Here is a 23,715-nt window from a genome sequence, read left to right as displayed (position 1 = left end):
GCTATTCCTCCTTTGCTATCCTCGCTGGTAGAGGTTTGAAAATTGGCATCCCAAGGGCTTCGTCGAGCTCAACCCCTCCCAACTCACGAGCTACTTTCTCCCAAAGATAAAGGGGAAAGAGCAGAATTCCTCTACCTGCTCGTAAAGATGTCAAAACAGGCAGGCTTATTGAGCCTTTGGGTGTTTCCACATTTACAATCATTCTATCCCTTATCCTCATTTCCTTCGCATCCTCGGAATTCATATTTAAGAAACCATTTGGGAAATCTGATAGGACTATACTTGACTCCCTCTTGAATATAAAGGTCGCATTAGCCATGGCGGTCCCGCTCCAGATGTAGGAGGGGTCTAAAAGAAGGGTGAAAGGATAATCGGGATTGGTAGGATTGGGCGAAATAGCTTTGAACTCTGGTTGCCACTCCTTCTTCTCCATTTCAATTAATTCGGCAGAAGGAAAAGGAAGACGAGAACCCAACTTCTCAGAAAGAATGAGGAGAATATCTATTTCCGTTTGCTCCCAAGCAGGTGGGACGGTTGGATGGAGGGCTTGGCGCCTCCCCTCAGCGTTAACGGTAGTTCCCTCTTTTTCAAAGAAAAAGGTGCCCGGAAAGGCGACATCCGCCATCTCGACCGCATCCGTGCGGAGTGGGTCAATGACAAGAAGGAAATCAAGTTTCTCCCTCGCTTCCCTGAAGAGTTGAGGGAAGCGGGCGGAGGGATTATCAGCCATAATCACGAGAGCCTTGAGATTTCCCTTTTTCGCCTCCTCTAGCATCTCGTAGAAGGAGAGCCCACCTTGGGGATGGATTCCAGCCTCAATCATTCCCCTTTGATTGGCGTAATCGCAGAGAAAGATTGGCTTTATTCCCTTTGCAGCGGCCTTATTCAACACATTCTGCACTTCATAAGCCCACCCATAGAGGGTTATCTCCGAGGAATAGAGGAGATAGGCATTCCCTTTTACTTCCAAATTATCTATGAAGTTTTCCGCCTCCTTAAGCAACTCCATAGGGGAAGGCTGAATGTGGATTGAGGCAAGCCTTCCCATCTGGGGAAGGCGAGAATCTATAACATATAAGAAAGCCCCTTGGGAAAGCGCTCCGATAACAAAGGAGGCTGCTTGGGGATGCCTCTCCGCTATATCGCAGGATAGGAGGATTATCTGGTCGGCTTTCTCCAAATCCGGGAAAGAGAAATTCTCCGAGCGCAAGAAGCCGAGACGGTAGAAGGAGTCAATGTTTTTCGTTCCCAAAACTTTGCTTGCGAATTGGTAGAGAGTGAAATTATCCTCAACGCTTGCGCGAGCCGAGCCCAAAACCCCTATAGCATCTCCTCCATATTTATCCTTTATCGCCTTCAATTTCTCGCTCGCAATCTGTAGGGCTTCGTCCCAAGATGTTGCCTCAAGCTTGTCGTTTCTACGCACGAGGGGAGTTTTAAGGCGATTGGGTGTGAAGAGGAGGTCGGCATAGCTCCAACCCCTAAGGCAAAGCTTTCCCCGAGATACAGGATGATTTTGGGCTGGGACGAGGAAACCCTCAGGGAAAAGGTAGAAGGCACATCCGCAACCGCAGAAGGTGCATATGGTCGGTTGCTTCTTTAGCTTCTCTACATCGCCGATATCCGTTTGAGCTTTCATATCAATCTACCTCTTTTGAGATAAATATCAAAATAATTAATAGACGGCAAAACATCTATGTCAAGAAAAATTCTTATAAATTTTATAAAATTTTGATTCTTTTTAGGCACTCCATATAATAAAAAAAGAAAAATAGCGAAAGGAAGTGCTTTTTATGTCGGGCTACGAATTCAAACCCCAAGAGCTCAAGCTGAGAGCTGCTTGTGTCCTAATTGATGATGGCAAAATCCTTTTAGCGAGACATAAAAGGGGAGAGAAAGAGTATTGGACATTGCCAGGTGGTGGATTGGAGAAAGGAGAAAGGATTGTGGATTGTCTTAAAAGGGAGCTTTGGGAGGAAAGCGGATTGAAGATAGAAGTGGGAGAAATTCTGTTCGTCTTTGATGTGATAGAGCCGGAAAGACATGTTGTGACAATAGTTTTCAGAGCAAGGAAAATCGGTGGAGAATTCAAGCCTAAAAATGTGCCAATTGGACCCAGGCTCGTGGGAATGAATTTCATCCCCTTGGGGAAAATCAAGGAAATAGAGCTCATCCCTCCTCTTGGAGAGGAGATAGAAAAATCCTTAAACCGCCCTGGCGTCCCCTATCTTGGGGACTTGTGGAAGGGGTGAATAATTTCAAAAAATATATTGGAATATAAAGTTAACTTAGTAGATATGAAGAGAGGCAATTTTTATTTGAGGAGAGATTTGAAAGGAGAAGATATAGTTAAGTTTAGGTTAGAAGTAATGGAGTTTTCAGATAAGTATGGAGTAGAAGCAGCAAAGAAAGTTTTTGGCGTTTCAATAAGCACAATTTTCAAGAAGTCCTAAAAATCCAAGAAAAACTAAGAAGAGACAATTTTTTAACCATTAGCGCTATAGATAGATGTTGTCTCAAGATTTGGTTCCTCTTAGGCTTTTCCGAGATTATCAAGCAGGAGCGCAAGGGAAGTTATGGAGAAATTCTTGATAGTATCTCCTTCATCCAAGGAGAGGGCAAGAGAACCGCTATCTGGAGCGATTCCATGAAACTCTTCAACGGATATAGAAGAATTTAATAAGCAAACGATGTTATTCCTTTGGAGTTAATTGGCAAGCAATATGGGAAATCTCCTAAGGAGTCCCAAATGTTATGGAATTATCCAAAGGGTTAATTAACCCGGACAGAAATCGTACATCCTCTGACGCAGAATAACGCTCAAAACACTCCAGAAGGCGCCCACCGAATACTCCCCCAATATGATGCCGAACATAAATGGAATGACCCTTCTATGCCATTTATAGCCTCCCACTTTTATAACGATGAATTTTATGAGCGTGCTTATAACGAGACAGGACCAGTAATATTCCGCTCCGAAATTCATTGAAATAGCATAGCCTACAGGGTGAAGAGGCCACCAAACGAAACGGGCACGCATATTCATCATCAAAACGGTAAAGGCTATCCCGACCCCCATCGCTATCATCGCCCCTGGATTTACCGCTCTTGGAGAGGAAAGGTCCGTTGCCAATTGATTATATATGTAGTAATTGTGGTCCAAAAGGGGGCTTGGACCGACTTTGAACTGTTCATAGCATGCCGCTATATAGGCGCAGAAAGCTCCCCAAGGAAGAGCAACAGCCATCGCATAAATCAACCCTCTTGCACTCGTCTTCGCTTCCTCAGCCATCTTGTAGCCTTCAAGATAGAAAGGCATAGGTGTCGTCCTATACCCTCTGCCCGTTAGCCACCAGAAAAGGCAAAAAACAGTCAGGTTGTTCCCGCCAACCCCCTTCGTTCCCAAGATTTCCGTCAAGATGTTGTATGCATTCATTGAACCAGCCATCTCGTGAGTTGGCGGACCCACTTCCGCCCGAACCCGGGCTATGGCGAATAAAATAACAAATACTATGAAGAAAAAAGCAAGGGTTATCCCTAAAGACATTCCTGCTCTCACGCAGAACCAAACGAGGAAAGAAAAGGAAACAATTAGAAGCAAATAGGCACTGCGATAGCTGAGGGGTTCGTCGCTATCATCTATATCCGCCTTGCCTAATGCCTTCTTAATTGTCAGCCAAAGATGGCGCCTCGCCCCCCAAACAGCGTAAAAGAAAAGAGCGAACCAAGCTCCATAGGATTGTTCATTTATATAGGGGAAAGCTCCCGTCCTTTCCTGATAGCCTAACGCAGCGGTGATTACCAAGAGCATTTTCTTGAATAGATAGAAAAACCAGAGAGAAAATGATAGGTCTAGGGGCATAAAGTAACCCATGGCGATTATGAAGGGATATAAAGGCAATGGAAGCCAGCCTATCGCGTTCCAGGGAAAGGTCGTTATGTATTGACCTAAATTTACCTCATCGTGACGAACACGTATGTAGAGGGGGAAAGTAGGATAGAGAACACGGAGACCATTGATGATATCAATGAGCGCAGCAATTCCGAAGCCAACCCAGAGAGTCCTGTTTTTGAAGAAAGTGGCTTCACCACCGCGCTCCGTCATCGCCAAGGGGAGTTGAATTATTGGATAGCTCAACTTCTCGTTCTCAACCCACTGCTTCCTTATTATGCTGTTTATGGCAATCATCATAAGACCTAAGAAAAAGATGAAGAGACACCACCAAAGGATGGGAGGAAGCCAAGCCCTTAAATATTCCTTCTGGAAGAAGTTCTCTCCGCCGATGAAAAAGGGAGCGACCATATCTTTCTTGGGAACTATTAACCATTTGGGAAGATATTTGAAGAAGAGCTCTTGCCATTTGTTCTCGGGAGTGGCAAGCCAGTAGGGAATAGCCATTTCAGGGATGCCGAGCTGGAGGGAATCGTGCCCAGCTATTACGCTCGCCAGAGCGAGCATAATATATATGACGATAAATTCCCCCTGCGTGAGGGCAAGGTGGGGGAAAGTCCTTTTTATTAAAAGATTTATGAGCAACAAAATAAGGATGTTAAAGACGACATTCCAGGGCAAAGACATAACGCTGGGATGACCAGTGTGCCAAATTCCCTCCACCATCATAACCCAATACACATTGGGAGGAATGAGAAGGAAACCAATTAAAAAAGCTCGCCAGCTTATGCCTTTTCTTTCCATTTTTAGTAATTATATTGAATTTCGCAATACTTAGAGAAGAAAAAATTTAATTTTATGATAGGTAGTTTCCATTTGATAAATATATTTTGACAATCCTTAAGGAATGCAAGCTCCCCTTTTGTTGAGAGAATCTTATTTTTCTCCGCTTCAGACAAATAGATTTACCCGTTTTGCTCCATGCCCTTCGCCAAGCGTGCGCTGGAAAAAGCCATAACTCTTTTTTGGACTATCTCTTTCCCGCCCTTAATTTTATCGCCGAGAGGTTCGCTTCCCTTACTCGCCTTACCAATTCCCATTTCGGAGTATCGGTTATATCCACCAGCCCAAAAGCATAATGCTCACCGCAGACAAGGTCTGGTGGATTAGGACCTCTTGTAACGATGTCAATCCCACAGGGTCCTCTACCGGTTATCGGTTGGTCCCGATAAAGGAACCAGAGAAAGCCCACACAGTATGGATTCTCAGCTCCTTCCCTTATCCATTCCTGATAATATTCTCCCGCCTCAGCCTCATCCTTAACGAAAATTTCCCCCCATATCCCAAATCCTCTTCCCCCATTATAAAAAGCGGGAAAGGAAAAATCTCCGCAGATTATAGGCTTGCCAACTTCCTCAACTAATCTCTTAAATCTCTCGCTCATAAATTCATAGGCGCCCAAATTATAGCCTATTACATCACAATATTTAGCGGAGATTTTAAATAGCTCCCAATAATCTTCATCCTCCCACCAAGAGGGAATAATCCAAAAGCCTAAGAATAAATGGTTGGGGTCGAGCTCTTTCACTGTTTTATAGACGAATTCGTAATATTTCTCGGAATAAAATCGCCTCAATTCCTCCAAATCACTGCTTGGCGGGTTGAGCTTTTCCTCATAAAGCCCTTCTTTCTCCTCAGCCTTACTTCCCCAAGCTTCAACCATCGCTTTAAAATCCCCTTTATATATCTTCTCCAAAGCGAAATCTATCAGCGCCCTTTTAGCTGGCACATCAGCCCCCTTTCCCAGAATCTCCTTTATCTCCTCCCTTGATATTATCTCGTCATACTCATTGCCCAATGACCAGCCAACGATGTAAGGGTCATCCCTTTTCGGCTCAATTTGATTGCGAAGCGCTTCCCTGAATTTTCCCCTTACTTTCTCATCAAAGATATCTGGATGGCTAACGAGGTTTGGGACATCCCATCTCCCCAAAACGGGAAAATAGGGCATCCCTTCCAACCTTCCCCATTTTCCCACCCCGGAAAATCCCCAAGATTTCAACCTTCTTCTCGTGATTTCCTCCCCCAATTTTCTCCAATCCTTTCCGTATTTGCTTATCATATTTGAATAATGGAAACAGAAGAAATCCTTCTCGCTTTCACCCCAGTATCCCCTACCCCAAGCCTCGGAATAAAGACCCTCCTTGGGAGGAAGCCACTCAAATAGGAATTCTCTGCCAGAAACAGGCGTCATAATTTCCCAGGGAGCGGGTGGGACAGCACAGAGCCCCAGATAAAAACAAGGATTTCCCTCAGGCGTTATCAACCACCAATAACCTTCTCTCTTTACGACTCTATAAAATCCTGTTCCCTTTTCCTTCCATCCTAATAGCTCATATCCTCCGAAGCGGTCATATCCCCTCGGCTCTCCCCATTCCTTTAGAATCTCCATTTCCTTTTCCCAAGCCCTTTTCAAATCCTCATCGCTTTTAATCTTCCCCTCCCAATCAGCATATCTGCATTGACCATAGCTGTCTATGAAGGGAGATAAGCTTCTGAGGTCGGGATAGGAGATTATTATAAAGTGAGCATTTAATTTTATTGCCCCTTCTGTTTTCCATTTCATTCTCTTCGGACATTGGGGTTCAAAGAGGAAAAGAGGAATGGAGGGCTGGAAGGAGAAACTGATTTTTTGATTGCCAGATTCCAAATTAATGTCTTTTAAGAAGACGATATAATCCTGTCTTACTCTACCCCAAAGGGGAATGTAGTTGAGCCAAAGAAAATCATCTGCAGGGAGAAAGCCTCCTTCGCTTTCTCCTATTAGTTCATCATCAAGCCAAATTCTCGCTGTTTCTTTGTTTATCTCTGCCTTTAAAAAATATTCCTTTCCCGTTTGCCACTGTGGTTTGAAAGATAGGAAGCGCCACTTTTCACCATCGGCGATGGCAAGAACAAGGGAGAGGTTTGCCATATGGCAAACCTCTCCCTCTGATGTATTCTCAAAGTCTATATAGAATCCTCTCTTCTCCTCCCAGTTATGCTGAGAGGCTATATAGAGGCGGCTTTGCTTCGCTAAGCATAGCCCCGCTAAAATTGAAAACCCTAGGATGAGAATGCCTCTGCTATTCACATCTCTATGTACAGCCTATCTCCCATTTGGAGGGTTAAGGGTTCCTTAAAGTTGAGGATGAGTTCTCCATCTTTCCAGCTGAACTCCGCAGCTATTTTAGTTGCCCTCTTAGCTCGCTTCTCAACTAATACCGAGCTCGGCCTTTTATCCGTTTGAAGGCGAAGCGAGGAGAGGACGAGTTTACCTCTCTTTAGAGTAAGTGAGTTAATCTGTTTTCCTTCCTTTCTTTCCTGAGTGAATATGCCCCAACCTGTGGGAATTACGAAGGGAGAGGTATGATTTTGGGGATTGAATCTCGGTTTAAGGGAAAGGGAAGCTTTGGGCGCGTCGTAGTTGAAGCCCTGCAAAGCGAGCAGGATTGTTAGAGAGTCCATTGGGCGGAAGTAGTGCCATCCGCATTCTATATGGTTCCAGGTCAAGCCGGCATAATTGTAGCGGTCGTATACAGCCTTCACTACATCCAGACCCTCCTTGACCATTCCTTCGTAGATTAAAAGTGAAGCGAACATATACTCCGTTCCCGTCCAGGGGGAACCCCATTGTCCTCCTATCTCTGGCACGGTTGCTCCTCCTCTTGGCCAGGCGCCGTTCACCCAGCATTCTCCTTTTTGCCAATCTATATACGCCATTCCCTTTTGAACGGGCTTTCTATTGTATTTATAGCAAGCAGTAATCGCCGACTTAACCATGTCTTTGGGAAGGATATATCCCAAATCCAGCATATGGGCGTACCATTGACCGTTCATCTGGTCGAGCATACAGCAATTATCCTTGCGACCCGTTGCGACATCGTGATATAGAATGAAATACTCGCCATTCCAAAGCTCCTTGATGAAGCTATCCCTCGCCTTGCGATAAAGGGCTGCGTAGCGTTGTGCCATCTCCCTATCGCCCACTATATAGCCCATCTCGCTCGCCGCTCGCAAACCAGCAAGCCAAACGCTCGCAACATAAACGCTCGTTCCATGCATAGGCCACCCATCATAGGTCAAGGCGGAACCCTCTATATTGGGAATGCCATCATCGTCACTATCTATTGAGAGCTCGTAATCTATCGCTCTTTTTACATGAGACCACATCTTCACGAGGAACGCCTTGTCTCCCGTCCAAAGATAATCACGATAGACCATCAGGATGAACTGTGGCTCCATATCTATTCGCCAGTAGCCATCGGGAACATCAAAGCGGGCGGGGAAGAAATGCGGGATTTCTCCCTTTTCGCTTTGAGCGCGAGCGGTCAATCCTATTTCAACCTTCTCCAACTCGGGGAAGAAGAGAAGGACGGGGAAGGAACCGTAATAGCTCACATCTGTTGTCTGCAGACCACAACAGGCATTCATACCTTCCCAAATCCCAAATGTTCCATCCTTAGTCCACCAGGAGCTCTTGTAAAGAGTGGTGAACTGGGAGTTAATGGCATCGGCAAGCCAGTGAGGAAGGGTGGAATAGAAGGCGTCGTGGAAGGCAAGGGATTCAGTATAAAGACGCTGATAATTATTCAAGCCATATTTCGCTACATCTTCAGCGTTCTTGAACCATTCCTCGTATTTATGCCCTAAAAGTCGCCTCTGTGAATCGTAGAGATTGGGGAAATACCAAGAGAGGAGGAATAAGACCTCCCTCTCCTCCCTCGGGGCAAGGGTTACCTGTACGCTCAGGCATCCATCCCTTCCCTCCTTCTGAGATACAATCCCCCTTTGGGTGAAATCTTTCCAAAGGGAGGTGTAATCTTCCCAGACAGATGGCTGGGCAGGAGAATTAGTTGCGATGAATATATCGCCCATCGTTGGTGAATCCTTAGGGAGACCGGTGGGTGAACCATACTGAGCGTCACCGAGGTAGGCTACGATGCTCCTCAATAATGAAGACCAAGATGTGCTATTAGCCGGCCAGCCTCCCCAAATCGCAGTTGCCAGCACTAGCACCTTCCCATCCCCATACCTTCCCTCTATGAGAAGGGGTTTGCCATCTGGGGAAGCCATAAGCACTTTCGCTTCAGGCTTAAGCTCGGCAATCTCGTTGTATCCACCCAGATGGATGGATTCTCGTGGGAAGTTTTGAAATATAGGATGAGATGCATCTTTAATAATCATATCTATCGGCTGATTAACCGCATCAAAGGACGTTTTGAACTTAATTGGCACTATCTCTTCAATGATTGTTCCCGCTAACTTCCCCCAGCGTTCCTCATTGTAGCCGTAGAAGGAATCCCAGCCGCCGGTTAAGATGAAGGGCATCCCTATCCGCACTGCCTCCTGAATAACCCTCATATTCTCCTCGCCAAGGCTTTCCGCCATCCTCGTGGTCTCAGCAAGCCAAAGTATGTCGTATTCTCTCTTCAATTGCGCGGCGTCTTTTGTGGGCAAAACGACCTTCCCTCCCTCAACTTTGACCCATCTTATCGTCAGATCTCTCGCCTCAATTGTGCGAACAAGCTGGTCTCGGAAATCGGAAACATCCGGGCGCGAGATCATGAGCACCCTAATTGGGCGGGAATAAGAAGCTGGTTCTCCTACGGGAACGCTCAAATCGACTCCATAAAATCCCTTCTGGACAATTAACCTGTTCGCAACCTTCCCACTGTAGCCTTCGCTTATCCCCACCATATTCTGACAGGCGAAAAGGAGGGATGCCTCGCATTTTTTGGTAGAAGTGTTCTTCAATTTGAAGCGGAAGAAAGCGAGGGGAAGAGCGGAGTTCTTATAATCGTGAGGAATGAAGGATGAAAAGGCAGACATCTCTACTTGGATTGGCAATTCCCTATCTTTATAAAGAAGATGGGCGAAAGGAAATTCCCCTTTATAGTATATCTTTTCAATCGTGGGAAGGGTTTCGTGAGTCAGCTGAAGCACCTTCGCAATGGGAACCTTTCCTTCCTGTTTGACTCTTATGGCAAAGAAACTGCGAGGACTAGGATAGGGGTTAGCTGTGTTGTTGAAAATCTGCCATTCCTCAAGCGCTCCATTTGGACGAATCTCAATCGTGCCCGTTCCCAGCCCTCCGAGGACAATCCCCGAACGACCGGCGTAATTCTCCTTCGTGAACTCAAAATTCGCCCCCAAAAGAGGAAGAGCAAAAAGAACGGATAAAAGGATATTGAAAATTCTCAATTCCTTCAACCTCCCTTTAACCATTTATGAAATTGTATCATTCTCAAACCGAGAAAGTCAATATAAAAATTCTCTTATGTCAAACCGATGGGAGGGTGATAGATTATGAGGCATAAATTTAACATGAGTATAAGAAAGGCATTGAAAGAAAGCAATCTCGCCATGCAGCCCCGAGAATTAACTAAATTAAACTCAAAAATATATAGGTTCCTCCACATTTAAGATATGAACATAGAAATAGAATGAGAATTAGTATAAAATAATAAATATGAAAGAAAAGGTCGTAAGGTTCAGCGTTTCGGTTTATCCGGAACTCCTTAAGAAGTTTGACGCCTTCGTGAAGGAGAAGGGCTTCCCAAATAGGTCTGAGGCTTTCCGAGCCCTTTTGAAAAGGGAGCTCATTGAGGAGGAATGGCGGATAGATGAAAGGGAAACCGTCGGCGTCTTGACTATCGTTTACGATCACCACAAAAGCGATATCGTTGATAAACTCGTTGATGCCCAACACCACTTCCACCCTCGCATAATCACTACGCTCCACATCCACTTGGACGAGGATAACTGCGTTGAAGCTATCTTCATCAGGGGAAAAGTAAAGGAGATAAAGGAGGTAGAAAAGGCGATAACTTCCATCAAGGGAATAAAGTTTGAGAATCTCGCCCTCGCAACGACGGGCAAGGAGATTCCTTAGAGCTGTTCTTCAGAAATAGCTTTTAAATGCAGAACCCTCCTTGTCTCCTCCCCCACCTTCACCCGCTCACTTATCGCCACTCCTACTATCCAAATAATGCCTTCTTCATCGCAAACTATCGGTATCAGCCTCCGTTCCTCTCTGGGAATCTTCCTATCAACGAAGATGTCCTGCAGCTTCTTCTCTTTCCTCATCCCGAGCGGAACGAACCTATCTCCCCTCCTCCAATTCCTCGCGATCAACCTACCCTTTATTCCATCCATATCCAATGTCACTTCCCTGCAAACTGCATCCCTTACCAGATATTTCCCCTCTATTATCTTCGCCTCTATCCTCACCCCTGCCCCGGGAATTGAAGTGCTACCGGGAATCTTCAACTCTATTTCGTACTCTATCTTGCCCTCCTTCCCTTTTTTGAATTGAAGCACATCTCCTACCCGCCTTACATCAATCCCACCCGGGAGGGTTACCGCCCCTCCGCTCCTCCCCACTTCCAAAATCCTTTCTATTTCCTCCCTTGATATTTCATAAGTTATGAATTCAGCGAGAATTGAGCGAAGGATTTCTTTTTGTAAAGCGGGATGAAAAGCGAAAAGCCCGGAAATGTTGATACGAAGAAAGGATTCACTCTTTCCTTCTACGAGTTCCTTCCTCGCCTTCCTAACCTCATCCTCTATGTAGGAATTTATCTCTCTAGCGATTTCCCCCAGCCTGTGTATCGCTAACTTCACTTTTGGATTTATCTCCTCCAAGAGGGGAATCACTTGATGGCGTATCTTGTTTCTTGTAAATTCCAACGATAAATTGCTCCTGTCTATCATGTAGGATATATTTCTATCTTTGAGATATTGCGTTATCTCCTCCCGCCATATAGCGATAAGGGGGCGGATGAAGGTGATTGACCCCTCTTCCCGCACAGGAGGAATTCCCCTCAACCCACGAATTCCCGTTCCCCTTATGAGATTTAGCAGAACAGTTTCCACAAGGTCATCTGCATTATGCCCCAAGGCTATCTTATTCGCTGAGAACTTCTCCCCCGCCCGCCTGAGAAAATCGTATCTTATCCTCCTTGCCCCCTCCTCCAATGTCTCCCCCTTCCTCAGCAATTTAGCTACTTCTAACCGTTCACTGTAAAAGGGAAGAGAGTATTTTTCCGCTAACCCCCTAACGAACTCCTCCTCCTTAACCGCCTCCTCCCTCAACATATGATTTAAATGAGCGACAAAGAGCTGAAGAAAGAGTTCTTGCGAGATTTGAAGGAGGAGATGGAGAAGGAAAACCGAATCAGGTCCACCAGAAACAGCAACCACCACCCTATCCCCACGAGAAAGCATCCCGTGTTCCTCTATCGTTTCCTTCAGCCTTTCAAGAATATCTCTATTAATTTATTTCCCTCCTCAAGGAAATATTCCCTTTCCTTACCCCATCTCTCCGAGAAGTTCTCCTCCCCTCTCAGAGGCTTTTCTGAAGAGTAGATGAGGAAAGGAACGGGGTCTGCCGTATGGGTGCGGACTGATACAGGCGTGGGATGGTCGGGAAGGATGAGGATTTTGAAATCCTCATCAATGCTTGGAAGCTCTCTTATGATTTTCCCCACGATTTTCTCATCTATAGCCTCAATTGAGGCTATCTTATTCTCCAAATCTGCTGTGTGTCCACATTCATCTGGAGCCTCAATGTGGATGAAGACGAAATCCATCTTCTCCAAAGCCTCAAGGGCATATTCCGCCTTTCCCTCATAATTTGTGTCTATGTAGCCAGTGGCACCTGGGACATTTATGACCTGCAACCCTGCCGCTTTCCCCAAACCCTTGATGAGGTCAACTGCGGAGATTACCCCTCCCACAAGCCCCCATTTCAGGAAAAAGAGGGGAAGTTGGGGAAGGCGTCCCTGCCCCCAAAGCCAAATGAGATTTGCTGGCGGCTTACCCTCATCTCTTCTTCGCTTGTTCATCTCTAAATTGTCAAGAATTTCATAGGAATTGTAAATAAGGGAACGAAGAAATTCCTCCCCTTCTCCCTGCGGTAAATAAGGCTTAAAGGGCTTGCCAACTATGTTGTAGGGAGGGGTGAGGAGTTGTTCATCCTTTCCATTTCTCCATACCATAAGATGTCTATAGGAGACGCCGGGATAGAATTGCACCTTTGATGAACCGAGCTTTCTATTGAGAATTTCTATAATCTCCCTTGCCTCCTCGCTTGATATATGCCCAGCGCTATAATCTACGATTCTCTCCCCATCGGTTGAGACCAAATTACAGCGGAAAGCCACATCTTCTTTGTTCATCGGCACGCCCATAGCAATTGCCTCAAGGGGACCCCTTCCCGTGTAATACTTCCTGGGGTCATAGCCCAATATGTTCATATTGGCAACATCCGAGCCAGGCTCCATCCCCTCGGGAACGGTTCTCACCATTCCACCAAGGAGGGCAGAGCCAGCTAAGCGATTGATGTTGGGCTTGTAGGCGTATTCAAGGGGTGTTTGTCCGCCCAAATCCTCATGAGGCAGGTCAGCCATACCATCTCCAACTATGATGATATATTTCATCAGAGGTCATCCTTCCCCGTTAATCTGCGATAGGCAGCGAGATATCTCTGAGCTGTTCCTTCAACAACCTCCTTTGGCAAGGGAGGGGCGGGTGGTGTCTTATCCCAGTTTATGCTCTCCAGATAATCCCTGACGAATTGCTTATCAAAAGAGGGTTGATTTTTCCCCGGCTCGTATAGTTCGGCATCCCAAAAGCGAGAGGAATCCGGCGTCAATACCTCATCTATCAGGATTATCTCGCCCTCGTGCCAACCGAACTCAAATTTAGTGTCCGCTATGATGATTCCCCTCTCTTCAGCATATGTAGATGCTTTCTCATAAATAGCTAAGCTCCTATCAATGAGGAAATCCGCCGTCTCCTTCCCCACTATTTTTTCCATTTCCTCAATTGTTATGTTGATATCGTGTCCCGTTTCCGCCTTCGTTGAGGGTGTAAAGATGGGAGAAGGAAGCTTATCCGCAAGCTTCAAGTTGGCAGGGAGTTTCATCCCACAGACCTCTCCCTTCTCCTGATACTCCCTCCAAGCGGAGCCGAAGAGATAGCCACGCACAACGCATTCAATGGGTATGGGCTTCGTTTTAACCCCTATCATATAGCGCCCCTCAAGAATGGGTTTGTAGAGGTCCAATTGAGGAGGCAGGGGAATGGAACGGGTGTGATTGGGGATGATATCCTTTAGGAATTCAAACCAGAAGAGGGAGAGGGCGGTAAGAACTTTCCCTTTATAGGGGATGGGCGTGGGAAGGACGGCATCAAAAGCGGAGATGCGGTCTGTTGCGATGAACAAGAGATGTCCATCCAATTCATAGATATCACGCACTTTTCCCCTTTTGAAAAGGGGAAGGGGAAGCTCAACCGAAAAGATTGCTTTTTCCATTCTGCATCAATAGAATTTTAACCTCAAAAGAGGGAAAAGGGCAAGAAAAGTCTATGATTTAATGAAGAAGTTTTTAGGCGATTCCCTTTTGAAAGCGTGTTAAAATTATACAAAAATTTGACAGGTAGCATAATTATTTCGTAAAATTTGAGAAATCACTCGTGCGTAAGAGAAATGCAGGATAGGGTGAAAGAGATATTAGCTTTAGGAGTTTTCCTCATCCTGGTCATCGCTGGGATAACCATCTTGGCGCTGAGGTCAACGGGAACAAAGCGAGCAATCGTCAGCAAACCAGCTGGAGCTCCTGGTATGATGATGCCAAGGAAAAGCCCGGTCGGTAAACCAGTTGAAGCTAAAAGCATTTCCTTCGGAACGCCTCCCCAGCTCTCATCTCGTTTAGTGATTAAATCCGCCACCCTTCACTTAGTAGTGAAAAACATAGAGAATACGATAAGGGGTATCAGTCGCTATGCGGAGGAGAAAGGAGGATGGGTGGTTAAAAGCAATGTAGAGGAAAAGGACGGCGTTCCCGTTGGCGAGATAAGCGTGCGAGTTCCCGCAAGGGATTTTGAGGAATCCTTGAGCTTCATCCGCAAGTTGGGCGAGCGAGTTATCTTTGAGGAAGTTAAGGGACAAGATGTAACAGAAGAATATGTTGACCTTCAAGCCCAGCTGAGGAACCTACAAGCTGCGGAGAGCCAGCTATTGAAAATTATGGAAAGAGCGGGTAGAATCTCCGATGTAATGGAGGTTTTCAATGAATTGAAGAACGTGAGGGAGGAAATAGAGAGAATAAAGGGAAAGATACAGTATTTGGAGCAGAGCTCCGCCATGTCCACGATAAATGTCAAACTCGCCCTCTCAGAGGAGCTCTTGCCGATTCCACCTGCCCAGAAATGGCGTCCTATGTATGTGGCCAAGAGAGCTTGGCGTAGCGTTGTCCTCATTCTCCGTGGCATATCTTATCTAATCATCTGGATAGCAGTCCTCGGCGTCCTCTGGGTTCCCATAGTTGGTATAGTGTGGTGGATGAGGAAAAACAAAGGGAAATAGAAAAGAAGATTCCAATAGTTGTCCTAACCGGTCCCACCGCCTCGGGAAAAACGGAGGTGGGGATTGAGCTCGCCCTTCTATTGAATACCGATGTGATTTCAGCGGACGCGAGGGCAGTATACAAGTATATGGATATCGGGACGGCAAAACCGACAGCAGAACAAAGAGCGAGAGTGAGACATCATCTCATAGATATCGCCGAGCCGAACCAGGTCTTCACAGTTGCGGATTATCTCTCCTTAGCAATTCCCTTGATTGAGAAGCTATATTTTGAGGAGAAGAAGGTTCCCCTTCTTGTGGGAGGCACCCGTCTTTATATAGATTCGTTATTAAAGGGACTCTTCCAAGCTCCTCCAGCAAATCCCGAGCTTCGGAAGAGGTTGATGGAAGAGGAAATGAGAGAAAAGGGAAGCTTATATAGGAAACTGATGGAAGTGGACGCAGAGCGTGCAAGAGAGCTTCATCCCAACGATTTGAAGAGGATAATCAGGGCATTGGAGATTTATTATGCCACTGGCAAGCCTATGTCCCAGCTTATGAAGGAGACGAAGGCACCTCCCTTTCTACCTTTCAAATTCGCCCTAATATGGGATAGAAATGTTTTATATAGGAGGATAAACGAGAGGGCGGAAAGGATGGTAAGAGAGGGTTTGTTGGATGAGGTAAAGAGGTTGATGGAGATGGGCTGTAAAGATGATTTCATCTCTATGCAAGGGCACGGATATAGGGAGATAATGTGGTATTTGCAGGGGAAAATGAGCTTAGAGGAGGCTTTATATCTTATGAAGAGGAACACAAGGCACTACGCCCGCAGGCAGATGATATGGATAAGGGGAGAAGGATTCAGGGAAGTGAGGATGTGGGAGGGACGAGAACCAAAGGATGCAGCAGTTGAGATTTATGAGGAATTGGAAAGATTGTGGGGAATGACTTGATTTTCGTAAAAATCTAAAGGCGTAGTTACGGAAGTCAATGGAAAAAGTAATGGGAGAAGTTGCTTGGGGAAAATTATTGTGGGTTCGCCTTCGCAGAATATAAAGAAGCAAAAGGAACCAAACATGTTCATCGGCTACATCCTTATAAAGGGGAATTTATTCCGCAACTGGTTGAATATTTTCTTGATACCTACACCGATAAATTCAAAAAAGAAGTTTATTTTAAACAGGAAATACAAAAGATGAGCGATGCCGATGTTAGGAATGTGCTCACCGTCAGCTTAATAGGAAAAGAGTTCCGAAATTTCTTAGACAGCGAAGGTGCTTATGAGACGGTTTTGGATTGCTTTGAGGAGGTAGGGATTGAATTAAGGGCTGATATTGATAGATTTTTTGAAAGATTTTAATAGAAATTATTCCCATCCCCCTTCCATATATGATTTCCTAACCTCCTCTATAACCGTTTTCAATGGAATGTTCTGCTTTCTAGCTATCTCCTCGCAAGAGCGGAGTTCGGGTGAAAATCCTAAAATTTTATCACCCACCCTCGCAACCTTCACCTCAACCTCTCCCCATTTCGTTTCCACTTTAACAATCTCCCTCTCCAAAACCATCCTCTCCAGCCTATTAACTCTTATCCCCAATGTAGTCGTCTCCCGAAACATCAACTCAGATAATCTCCCTACATCCTCTGGCTTGCAGAGGACAGAGAGAATCACTCCTGGTCTTGAACGCTTCATGATTATCGGCTGAAGGAAAACATCAAGCGCTCCCGCTTTAAAGAGCTCATCAATGACGAATTCATATAGATTGGGCGCCATATCGTCTATGTTCGTCTCTAAAAGGACTACGTCCTCAATTTTAAATTCCCCAATAGATTCCCCAAGCAAAACCCTTAATATGTTGGGAATAGGGAAATCCTTCTGCCCTGCCCCCAAGCCTATTTTGGATAATCTCATAGGAGGGAGGGAATATCCCTTCGCGTAATAAGTTATTATCGCTGCACCAGTGGGAGTTAGGGTCTCGCCCTCAACATTTACTTGGCGGATAGGAACTCCTTCCAATAGCTTCATAGTCGCTGGGGCGGGAAGAGGAAGGATGCCATGCTCTACCTCAATGAAGCCATAGGAGATAGGTAGCGGAGAGGAGTATATCTCCTCAATGGAGAGGAAATCTATGGCGGTTGATGTACCAACGATGTCAACGATTGTATCAATCCCTCCCAATTCATGGAAATGGACATCATCTATATTTACGCCATGGACGAAAGCCTCTGCAGACGCCAATTTCTCAAGGATGGCGAGCGAGTCATCCTTTATCTTCTGCTTCAAATCCGCCCTTTCAATCATCTCCTTCATTTCCTTATAGGAGAGGCTTTTATCGGAGGTAGAGGCAGAGATTTCAAGGGAAAGAGCTGACAAATGATTTTTCTCCACCCTCTTGAGGGAAAGCTTCACATCGCGAGAGGAAACTCGTTCAATCGTCTTTTGAACAAGTTCCAAAGGCACGCCGAGGTCAAAAAGAGCGGAGAGAATCATATCTCCACTTGCACCTAAAAAACAGTCAAAATACAGGATTTTCATAGTAGAGTTAATTATAACATGAAAAGGAAGGGTTGTTGCAATGAAAGGTCCCAGTATTTAACATTATTGGACTTTTTAATTCCCAATTGTCATTGGGGAGCGACGAAGCAATCCTGTTTTCTGGACCCATAAAAGAGAGATTGCCACGGCTTCCCTTTGTAAAGCCTCGCATCTATGGGTGTAGGTTTTAGCGACAATTCCTTCCGTAGCGGGATAAGAGCCCCATTGTCATTGCGCGCCTTCTGCTTCGCAGAAGGCGCGGCAATCTCTAACCAGCAATGAGAGACTGCTCCATTTTGAGCGGTGTCCTTTTCTGTCATTGCGAGGAGCGAAGCAACCCCTTGTTTCTTTCAAGAAATATATAGATTGCTCAGGTTTCCCTTACGGAAAGCCTCGCACTACATTAAATTTTAAATCGCTATTTAATTCCATTCCTATCTTTCATTTCGGTTTTCATACCATTTAAAGAGACAAATTTTCAGTCCCACAAAATCCAATGCCTGGGCTTAATCCCTTTTCTCGGACGCCCCACTACATTTTCTTGCATAAAACGAGTTTATCTCTTAAATTTTAATATATGACTCTAAGAAGCTTAATTATCGGCATAATCTGCGTTATTCTCTGCGTCATCACCGTCTGCTTCGCCGAGCTGGTTACCAAATACATCCAAATCGGCATCCTTCAATTTCCTCCCGTTGTCATTGGTATGTTCACATTCGTCCTCATAATAAATAGACTCGCCGGGAAAATCTCAAAGAAATTCCATCTTACCCCACAGGAAATGCTCATTATTTATTCAATGATGCTCGTGGGAACTATGATTGCCTCCCGCGGGCTCCTTGAGAAACTCATTCCCCTTTTAGTTTCCGAGAATTACTATGCCAATGTGCCGAATAAATGGGAGGAGCTCTTCTTCCCCCATATTAAAAGATGGCTCGTCCCTTGGAATCCCGCAGGCGAAGCACAGCAAGAGGTGGCTAAGGAATTCTACGAAGGCACCCTTTCTTGGAGCAGATGGCAACATTGGATAGGGAAATGGGAAATTCCCCTCATCTCCTGGATAATTTTAGTTCTCCTCGTCTATTTTGCTCTCCTCTGCCTCGCAACCCTCCTCCGCCGCCAATGGGTTGATAACGAGAAGCTCTCCTTCCCCCTCATCCAACTTCCCCTCGAACTCGCAAGGGATGAGGAGACGGGCGCGTTTTTCTCCAACCGCCTCACCTGGATTGGCTTCGCCATACCCTCTGTCATCTTCATTTATAACGGCATACAAAAATTCATCCCTTCCCTTCCAGAAATCCCCCTTCAATATAATCTCAACCAGCATTTCACCACCCGTCCCTGGTCGGATATCTTCTACACACCCATTTACTGTTCCTTCGCCGCCATCGGTTTCTTCTACTTCCTCCCCACCGAGCTCCTTTTCAGCCTTTGGTTTTTCTTCGCCTTCTCACGCCTCCAGGATGTAATAGCCTCTTCTTTGGGAATGGTTATGGACAATATGCCCCTCTATCCCACTCACTTATTCATCGGCTATCAAGTCGCAGGAGCGTATATCGTCCTTTCTTTTTACCTTCTTTATATTAGCTTCCCACATTTCAAGAAGGTCTTAAAAAATGCCATCGGGAAGAAGGTCATTGACGATTCAAACGAGCTTCTGCCTTATAGCGTCGCTTTCTGGGGATTGCTTATCTCGTTCGTCCTCATCGTCGGCTGGGCTTATGTTACGGGATTATCAATTTGGTTGGCTGTGATGGAGTTCTTCGTCTACTTCTTCATCGTGGCAATCGTTATGGCGAGAAGTACAGCTGAAGCAGGAATGCTTATGACGGAGACCTCCTTCCGCCCCATTGATTTATATGCCGTCTTCGCCTCAAAGAGCACCCTCGGAGCGCAAAATCTCACAACTCTTGCCTTTTTGGATGCAGTCTTCACAAGAGACCAGAGAGGATTGCTCCTCACGGCTTTCCTAGACGGCTTGAAACTCGGCGATGGTGTGGGAATAAAAAGGAGACAGTTCCTTCCCGTTTTCGCCATAGCCATTTTAGTTGCTTTAGGCGTCGGCACCATCCTTCACCTAATGATTCCCTACAAGTATGGAGGGATTACCCTCTATGAATATGTTTATCAGGGGAACTGCCTTTGGGCTTTTCAGGACCATGCCCCAGCAATAGAATCTCATATCTCTCACGATTGGCGAGCGCCCACATTCTTCGCAGCTGGCGCTATCTTCACATTCTTCCTTGCCTTTATGCGTTTCAGATATTTTTGGTGGCCACTTCACCCTTTAGGATATGCCCTCTGCGCCTCCTGGACGATGATTGTTTTCTGGTTCCCAGTTTTCGTGGCTTGGATAATCAAATGGTTTATCACTCGCTACGGTGGAATGAAGCTCTTCGCTAAAGGTCGCCCCTTGTTTTTGGGGATGATATTGGGCGAGTTCACGATGGCTGTCATCTGGACCCTAATATCTTCCCTCACGAGGGTCCCTCCTCCTTTCTTCCCATGGCCATAAAAATAGTAGGAGGTGTTTTTATGAAAAAAACATTCATTTTCCTTTCTCTCCTCTTTTTAATCTCGCTTCAATCTTTCAATGCCCCTAAGAAGAACCCCTCTTATTCGGATTATGTGGACACGAGAATCGGGAGCGGCGCGGATGGTAGATGCTTTCCCGGAGCCTCCCTCCCCTTCGGAATGACCGCTTGGGCACCCCAAACGAGAAGGCAGGACCTGCCATACCATTATAACGATAAGAAGATTCAAGGCTTCAGGGGAACCCATTTCCCGAGCGGCTCCTGTATGGGCGATTACGGATGCATCGGCATAACTCCCCTCGTCGGCGAGCTGAAGACTTCTCCCCAGGAAAGAGCTTCCTCTTTCAACCACTCGGATGAGATAGCCCTCCCTCACTATTACTCCGTCATCTTGAAAGATTATTCCATCAAAACGGAGATAACCGCTACAATCCGCTGTGGTTTCTTCCGCTTCACATTCCCTCAGACGAATGAAGCCTACATTCTGATTGATAACCCTATGGGCTCGGGCTCCGTGAAAATTATTCCCGAGAAAGGGGAAATCTTCGGCTACAACGATTACAGGTATAGGGGTTATTTCTATGCCAAATTCAACAAGCCATTCAGCGAATTCGGGACATTCAAAGGGAATGAAGTCCACAAAGGCTCTATTTCAGAGGAGGGAGGCGGCGCAGGTGCCTATGTGAAGTTCTCTACAACACAAAACGAGCCAATTTTAGTGAAGATTGGCTCCTCCTTCATAAGCGTTGAGCAAGCAAAGAAAAATCTTGATAAGGAGATTCCCAACTGGAACTTTGAGGAAATAAGCTCTCAAGCTAAGAGGATTTGGGATGAGAAATTGAGGAAAATAGAGATAGAGGGGACAGATGAGGAGAAGAAAATCTTCTACACAGCACTGTACCATTGTTATCTTCTACCTCGCATTTTCAACGAGGATGGCTATTACCTTAGCCCTTTTGACGGCAAGATTCATCAGGGGAATTACTATGAGGATTACTCCCTTTGGGACACCTATAGGGCAGAACACCCCCTCCTCGTTCTCCTTGAGCCCGAAGAGAATGCGAAGATGATAGAGGGATTGGTCAGGATTTACGAAGAGGGTGGCTGGATGCCAAAGTGGCCGAATCCCAAATATACAAATGTAATGATTGGCACGCATGCCGATTCCGTCATCGCAGATGCGTATGTAAAGGGCATAAGGGGGTTTGATGCAAAGAAAGCCTATCAGGCTATGTGGAAGGATGCAATGGTCCCGGGAGGCGAGACGCCCGCTGGATATTATGAGGCAAGGGAAGGGATTGAATATTACAAGAAGCTTGGCTATTGCCCGGTAGATAAGGTTGGCGAGGCGGTTTCAAATACGCTTGAGGGCGCCTATAATGATTATTGCGTGGCTCAGATGGCAAAGGCTCTTGGGAGGATGGATGAATATCGCTATTTCCTTGAACGCTCCCTTAATTATAGAAATGTTTTTGACCCTGAAACGGGATTTATGAGGGGAAGGAAGTCAGACGGCTCGTGGGTTGAGGAATCCGACCCAAATCAATGGTATCCCTGGTTTACTGAAGCCAACGCCTGGATTTACACCTTCTATGTCCCTCACGATGTTCAGGGATTGATAAATTTGATAGGTGGTAGGGAAAAGTTCGTTGAGCTATTGGATAGATTCTTTCGGGAGGGGCACTTCGACCCCGGTAACGAACCAAGTATGCAGGCTCCCTTTATGTTTGATTACGCGGGAGCTCCCTGGAAAACCCAGGAATGGATAAGGCATACAATGGAAAGACTGTTTAAAGCTTCAGCTGATGGACTTCCCGGCAATGACGATTGCGGGCAGATGTCAGCTTGGTATCTATTCAGCGCTCTCGGCTTCTATCCCGTCTGCCCCGGACAGCCGACCTATCAGATTGGCAGCCCGATGGTTAAGAGAGCAATTATCCATTTGGGAAACGGCAAGGATTTGGAGATAATCGCTCACAATGTATCCAAAGTGAACAAGTATATTCAAAAAGCTGAGCTCAATGGAAAGCCCTTGAATAGACCCTGGTTCTGGCATTCAGAGATAGAAAAAGGCGGAAAGCTCGTCTTCTGGATGGGGAAAGAGCCGAATAAGAAGTGGGGTAGCGACCCCAAATCCGCTCCGCCTTCAATCACCACTAAGGAACCCAAAGAGGAATATTCCAATCTTCAAGTCGAGAAGGAAGTAGTTGAGCCAAATGAGGAGTTCAAGGTAAGCGTTGACGTGAAGAACATCGGTGGCTTGGGAACGGTTGAAGTAAAGCTTCTCCAAGACGGAAAATTGTTTTTAACGAAAAAGATTGTTCTGAATTCGGGCGAGAAGACAAGGGTGGAAATCCCCTGCAGATTGTTCTCCGCTGGAGAGCATCTCCTGCAGGTAGGCAATTTGCCTCCCAAGAAAGTAAAGGTCTTGGAACGACCCGCTTCAATTCAATATCTGGGATTCAATGTAGTTAGGAAAGGGGAAAATGATGCCGTGGTGGAGGTTACCCTAAAGAACATAGGAAGCAAAGTGGGAGAGGAGGATGTGAAAATCTACCTTGATGATGAAATAGCGGAAACTAGGAGGGTAAGCCTTGCCCCTGGGGAGGAAAAGAAACTAAGCATCCCCATTAATATAGCAAGTGAGGGACTCCATCGCTTAAGCGTAGGGGATTTCAAGCCCGTTATTTTCCCTGTTGGGGAGTTCGTTGTTCTATGGTATAAGATGGAGGGAAAGGGAGGTGACATCCTGAAGGATTCATCATTATGTGGGAATGATGGACGCATAGTGGGAGCGCAATGGGAGCAGGGAGATAGAGGATATGCCTTGAGATTCAATGGAGCCAATGACTATGTGGAGGTCCCAAATTCCCCATCCCTAAATCCCGTTAACTCCATAACCGTTTGCGTTTGGATTTATCCCATAGATTGGAATGGAAACAGGAGAATACTCCAGAAAGGGACAAACGATAATCAATATAGGCTAACCGCCGAGGGTGGAAAGTTGGTTTGGCATATCGCTGGCATTCAGAATGGATATTTGTCCTGCGATTTGCCCGTTCCCGGTCAATGGCATCACATCCTCGCGAAATACGACGGAAAAAGGGGATTTATGCAGATTTGGATTGATGGGAAAAAGATAAGCGAGAGAAACGATGTGAAAGGAACGATTCCCATTACCAACGACCCCCTTTACATCGGCACAAAGCGAAGGGATGCCCCTCCAGGCGATTGGTTCTATGGGCTGATAGGTAAAATGAAGATTTACGACTGAGAAACGATGAAACAACAAATAAAATTGAACCAACGCTTATTTCTTACCTTGGTTCTCCTCCTTCTTTCCTTCACCTCTCTTAAA

At 45.8% G+C, this 23,715-nt stretch carries 16 protein-coding genes; 8 read left to right on the top strand and 8 right to left on the bottom strand.

From position 1 onward, the window contains the following. Position 1: 1 nt before the first annotated feature. Positions 2-1,639 carry a molybdopterin-dependent oxidoreductase gene (locus H5T88_06315; GenBank protein ID MBC7329959.1) on the bottom strand — a complete coding sequence of 546 codons (1,638 nt, stop codon included), beginning with the start codon at positions 1,637-1,639 and terminating at the stop codon, positions 2-4. Between the two features lie 154 nt (positions 1,640-1,793). Between H5T88_06315 and H5T88_06310 the strand changes: the two genes are divergently transcribed. Both H5T88_06310 and H5T88_06305 read left to right on the top strand, forming a co-directional pair. Further along, a complete protein-coding gene (locus H5T88_06310; GenBank protein MBC7329958.1) occupies positions 1,794-2,252 on the top strand; it encodes an NUDIX hydrolase in 459 nt (152 codons plus the stop codon). A gap of 18 nt (positions 2,253-2,270) precedes the next feature. Further along, the gene (locus H5T88_06305; GenBank protein MBC7329957.1) at positions 2,271-2,453 is read left to right on the top strand and encodes a hypothetical protein; all 183 of its coding nucleotides are present in this window, start codon (positions 2,271-2,273) and stop codon (positions 2,451-2,453) included. Between the two features lie 323 nt (positions 2,454-2,776). On the opposite strand, the gene H5T88_06300 is transcribed toward H5T88_06305, so the two are convergent. The 3 genes from H5T88_06300 to H5T88_06290 all read right to left on the bottom strand — a co-directional run bounded on the left by H5T88_06300 (position 2,777) and on the right by H5T88_06290 (position 10,159). Beyond that, complete coding sequence (locus H5T88_06300) at positions 2,777-4,696, bottom strand: hypothetical protein (protein ID MBC7329956.1); 1,920 nt, start codon at positions 4,694-4,696, stop codon at positions 2,777-2,779. A gap of 226 nt (positions 4,697-4,922) precedes the next feature. Next, on the bottom strand, positions 4,923-7,025 hold the full coding sequence (locus H5T88_06295; GenBank protein ID MBC7329955.1) for a glycosyl hydrolase: 2,103 nt from the start codon (positions 7,023-7,025) through the stop codon (positions 4,923-4,925). After that, entirely contained in the window at positions 7,022-10,159 is a 3,138-nt protein-coding gene (locus H5T88_06290; protein ID MBC7329954.1) for a hypothetical protein, read from the bottom strand. Before H5T88_06290 ends, H5T88_06295 begins: the two co-directional genes overlap by 4 nt. 244 nt (positions 10,160-10,403) lie before the next feature. On the opposite strand from H5T88_06290, the gene nikR reads away from it, so the two are divergent. Beyond that, complete coding sequence (nikR, locus tag H5T88_06285) at positions 10,404-10,826, top strand: nickel-responsive transcriptional regulator NikR (protein MBC7329953.1); 423 nt, start codon at positions 10,404-10,406, stop codon at positions 10,824-10,826. On the opposite strand, the gene tilS is transcribed toward nikR, so the two are convergent. Genes tilS through H5T88_06270 form a run of 3 tightly spaced genes read right to left on the bottom strand, consistent with a single transcriptional unit; the run spans position 10,823 to position 14,252 of the window. Continuing rightward, a complete protein-coding gene (gene tilS / locus H5T88_06280) occupies positions 10,823-12,160 on the bottom strand; it encodes a tRNA lysidine(34) synthetase TilS (protein ID MBC7329952.1) in 1,338 nt (445 codons plus the stop codon). The two genes, nikR and tilS, sit on opposite strands and share 4 nt — an antisense overlap. Before the next feature lie 23 nt (positions 12,161-12,183). After that, positions 12,184-13,374 (bottom strand): cofactor-independent phosphoglycerate mutase, encoded by a 1,191-nt coding sequence (locus H5T88_06275; GenBank protein ID MBC7329951.1) that lies wholly within the window; start codon positions 13,372-13,374, stop codon positions 12,184-12,186. Continuing rightward, on the bottom strand, positions 13,374-14,252 hold the full coding sequence (locus H5T88_06270; GenBank protein MBC7329950.1) for a phosphoribosylaminoimidazolesuccinocarboxamide synthase: 879 nt from the start codon (positions 14,250-14,252) through the stop codon (positions 13,374-13,376). Before H5T88_06270 ends, H5T88_06275 begins: the two co-directional genes overlap by 1 nt. A gap of 147 nt (positions 14,253-14,399) precedes the next feature. On the opposite strand from H5T88_06270, the gene H5T88_06265 reads away from it, so the two are divergent. The 3 genes from H5T88_06265 to H5T88_06255 are packed head-to-tail and all read left to right on the top strand — an operon-like array spanning position 14,400 to position 16,647. After that, on the top strand, positions 14,400-15,305 hold the full coding sequence (locus H5T88_06265) for a DUF4349 domain-containing protein (protein ID MBC7329949.1): 906 nt from the start codon (positions 14,400-14,402) through the stop codon (positions 15,303-15,305). Beyond that, positions 15,278-16,240 carry a tRNA (adenosine(37)-N6)-dimethylallyltransferase MiaA gene (miaA, locus tag H5T88_06260; GenBank protein ID MBC7329948.1) on the top strand — a complete coding sequence of 321 codons (963 nt, stop codon included), beginning with the start codon at positions 15,278-15,280 and terminating at the stop codon, positions 16,238-16,240. Before H5T88_06265 ends, miaA begins: the two co-directional genes overlap by 28 nt. 59 nt (positions 16,241-16,299) lie before the next feature. Beyond that, on the top strand, positions 16,300-16,647 hold the full coding sequence (locus tag H5T88_06255) for a hypothetical protein (protein MBC7329947.1): 348 nt from the start codon (positions 16,300-16,302) through the stop codon (positions 16,645-16,647). A 6-nt stretch (positions 16,648-16,653) separates the two neighbouring features. Here the strand turns inward: H5T88_06255 and larC are convergent, their stop codons facing one another. Continuing rightward, positions 16,654-17,823, bottom strand: coding sequence for a nickel pincer cofactor biosynthesis protein LarC (gene larC / locus H5T88_06250; GenBank protein MBC7329946.1), 1,170 nt, complete (start codon positions 17,821-17,823; stop codon positions 16,654-16,656). 577 nt (positions 17,824-18,400) lie between these two features. On the opposite strand from larC, the gene H5T88_06245 reads away from it, so the two are divergent. Further along, positions 18,401-20,338, top strand: a complete 1,938-nt coding sequence (locus tag H5T88_06245; protein MBC7329945.1) for a hypothetical protein — start codon at positions 18,401-18,403, stop codon at positions 20,336-20,338. A gap of 20 nt (positions 20,339-20,358) precedes the next feature. Further along, a complete protein-coding gene (locus tag H5T88_06240; protein MBC7329944.1) occupies positions 20,359-23,631 on the top strand; it encodes a glycoside hydrolase family 92 protein in 3,273 nt (1,090 codons plus the stop codon). Positions 23,632-23,715: the final 84 nt, after the last annotated feature.

It is taken from the genome of bacterium (assembly GCA_014360495.1).
Lineage (GTDB): Bacteria > Armatimonadota > JACIXR01 > JACIXR01 > JACIXR01 > JACIXR01.
Note: the sequence above shows the minus strand (reverse complement) of the source record. Positions and strands in the feature narration are given on the sequence as shown.

What these genes read in the sequence shown, in the direction of transcription:
- H5T88_06300 (MBC7329956.1), bottom strand. Translation starts at nt 4,696, where the DNA reads ATGGAAAGAAAAGGCATAAGCTGGCGAGCTTTTTTAATTGGTTTCCTT.
- H5T88_06275 (MBC7329951.1), bottom strand. Translation starts at nt 13,374, where the DNA reads ATGAAATATATCATCATAGTTGGAGATGGTATGGCTGACCTGCCTCAT.
- nikR (MBC7329953.1), top strand. Translation starts at nt 10,404, where the DNA reads ATGAAAGAAAAGGTCGTAAGGTTCAGCGTTTCGGTTTATCCGGAACTC.
- H5T88_06245 (MBC7329945.1), top strand. Translation starts at nt 18,401, where the DNA reads ATGACTCTAAGAAGCTTAATTATCGGCATAATCTGCGTTATTCTCTGC.
- larC (MBC7329946.1), bottom strand. Translation starts at nt 17,823, where the DNA reads ATGAAAATCCTGTATTTTGACTGTTTTTTAGGTGCAAGTGGAGATATG.
- H5T88_06290 (MBC7329954.1), bottom strand. Translation starts at nt 10,159, where the DNA reads ATGGTTAAAGGGAGGTTGAAGGAATTGAGAATTTTCAATATCCTTTTA.
- H5T88_06240 (MBC7329944.1), top strand. Translation starts at nt 20,359, where the DNA reads ATGAAAAAAACATTCATTTTCCTTTCTCTCCTCTTTTTAATCTCGCTT.
- H5T88_06270 (MBC7329950.1), bottom strand. Translation starts at nt 14,252, where the DNA reads ATGGAAAAAGCAATCTTTTCGGTTGAGCTTCCCCTTCCCCTTTTCAAA.
- H5T88_06310 (MBC7329958.1), top strand. Translation starts at nt 1,794, where the DNA reads ATGTCGGGCTACGAATTCAAACCCCAAGAGCTCAAGCTGAGAGCTGCT.
- tilS (MBC7329952.1), bottom strand. Translation starts at nt 12,160, where the DNA reads ATGCTTTCTCGTGGGGATAGGGTGGTGGTTGCTGTTTCTGGTGGACCT.
- H5T88_06315 (MBC7329959.1), bottom strand. Translation starts at nt 1,639, where the DNA reads ATGAAAGCTCAAACGGATATCGGCGATGTAGAGAAGCTAAAGAAGCAA.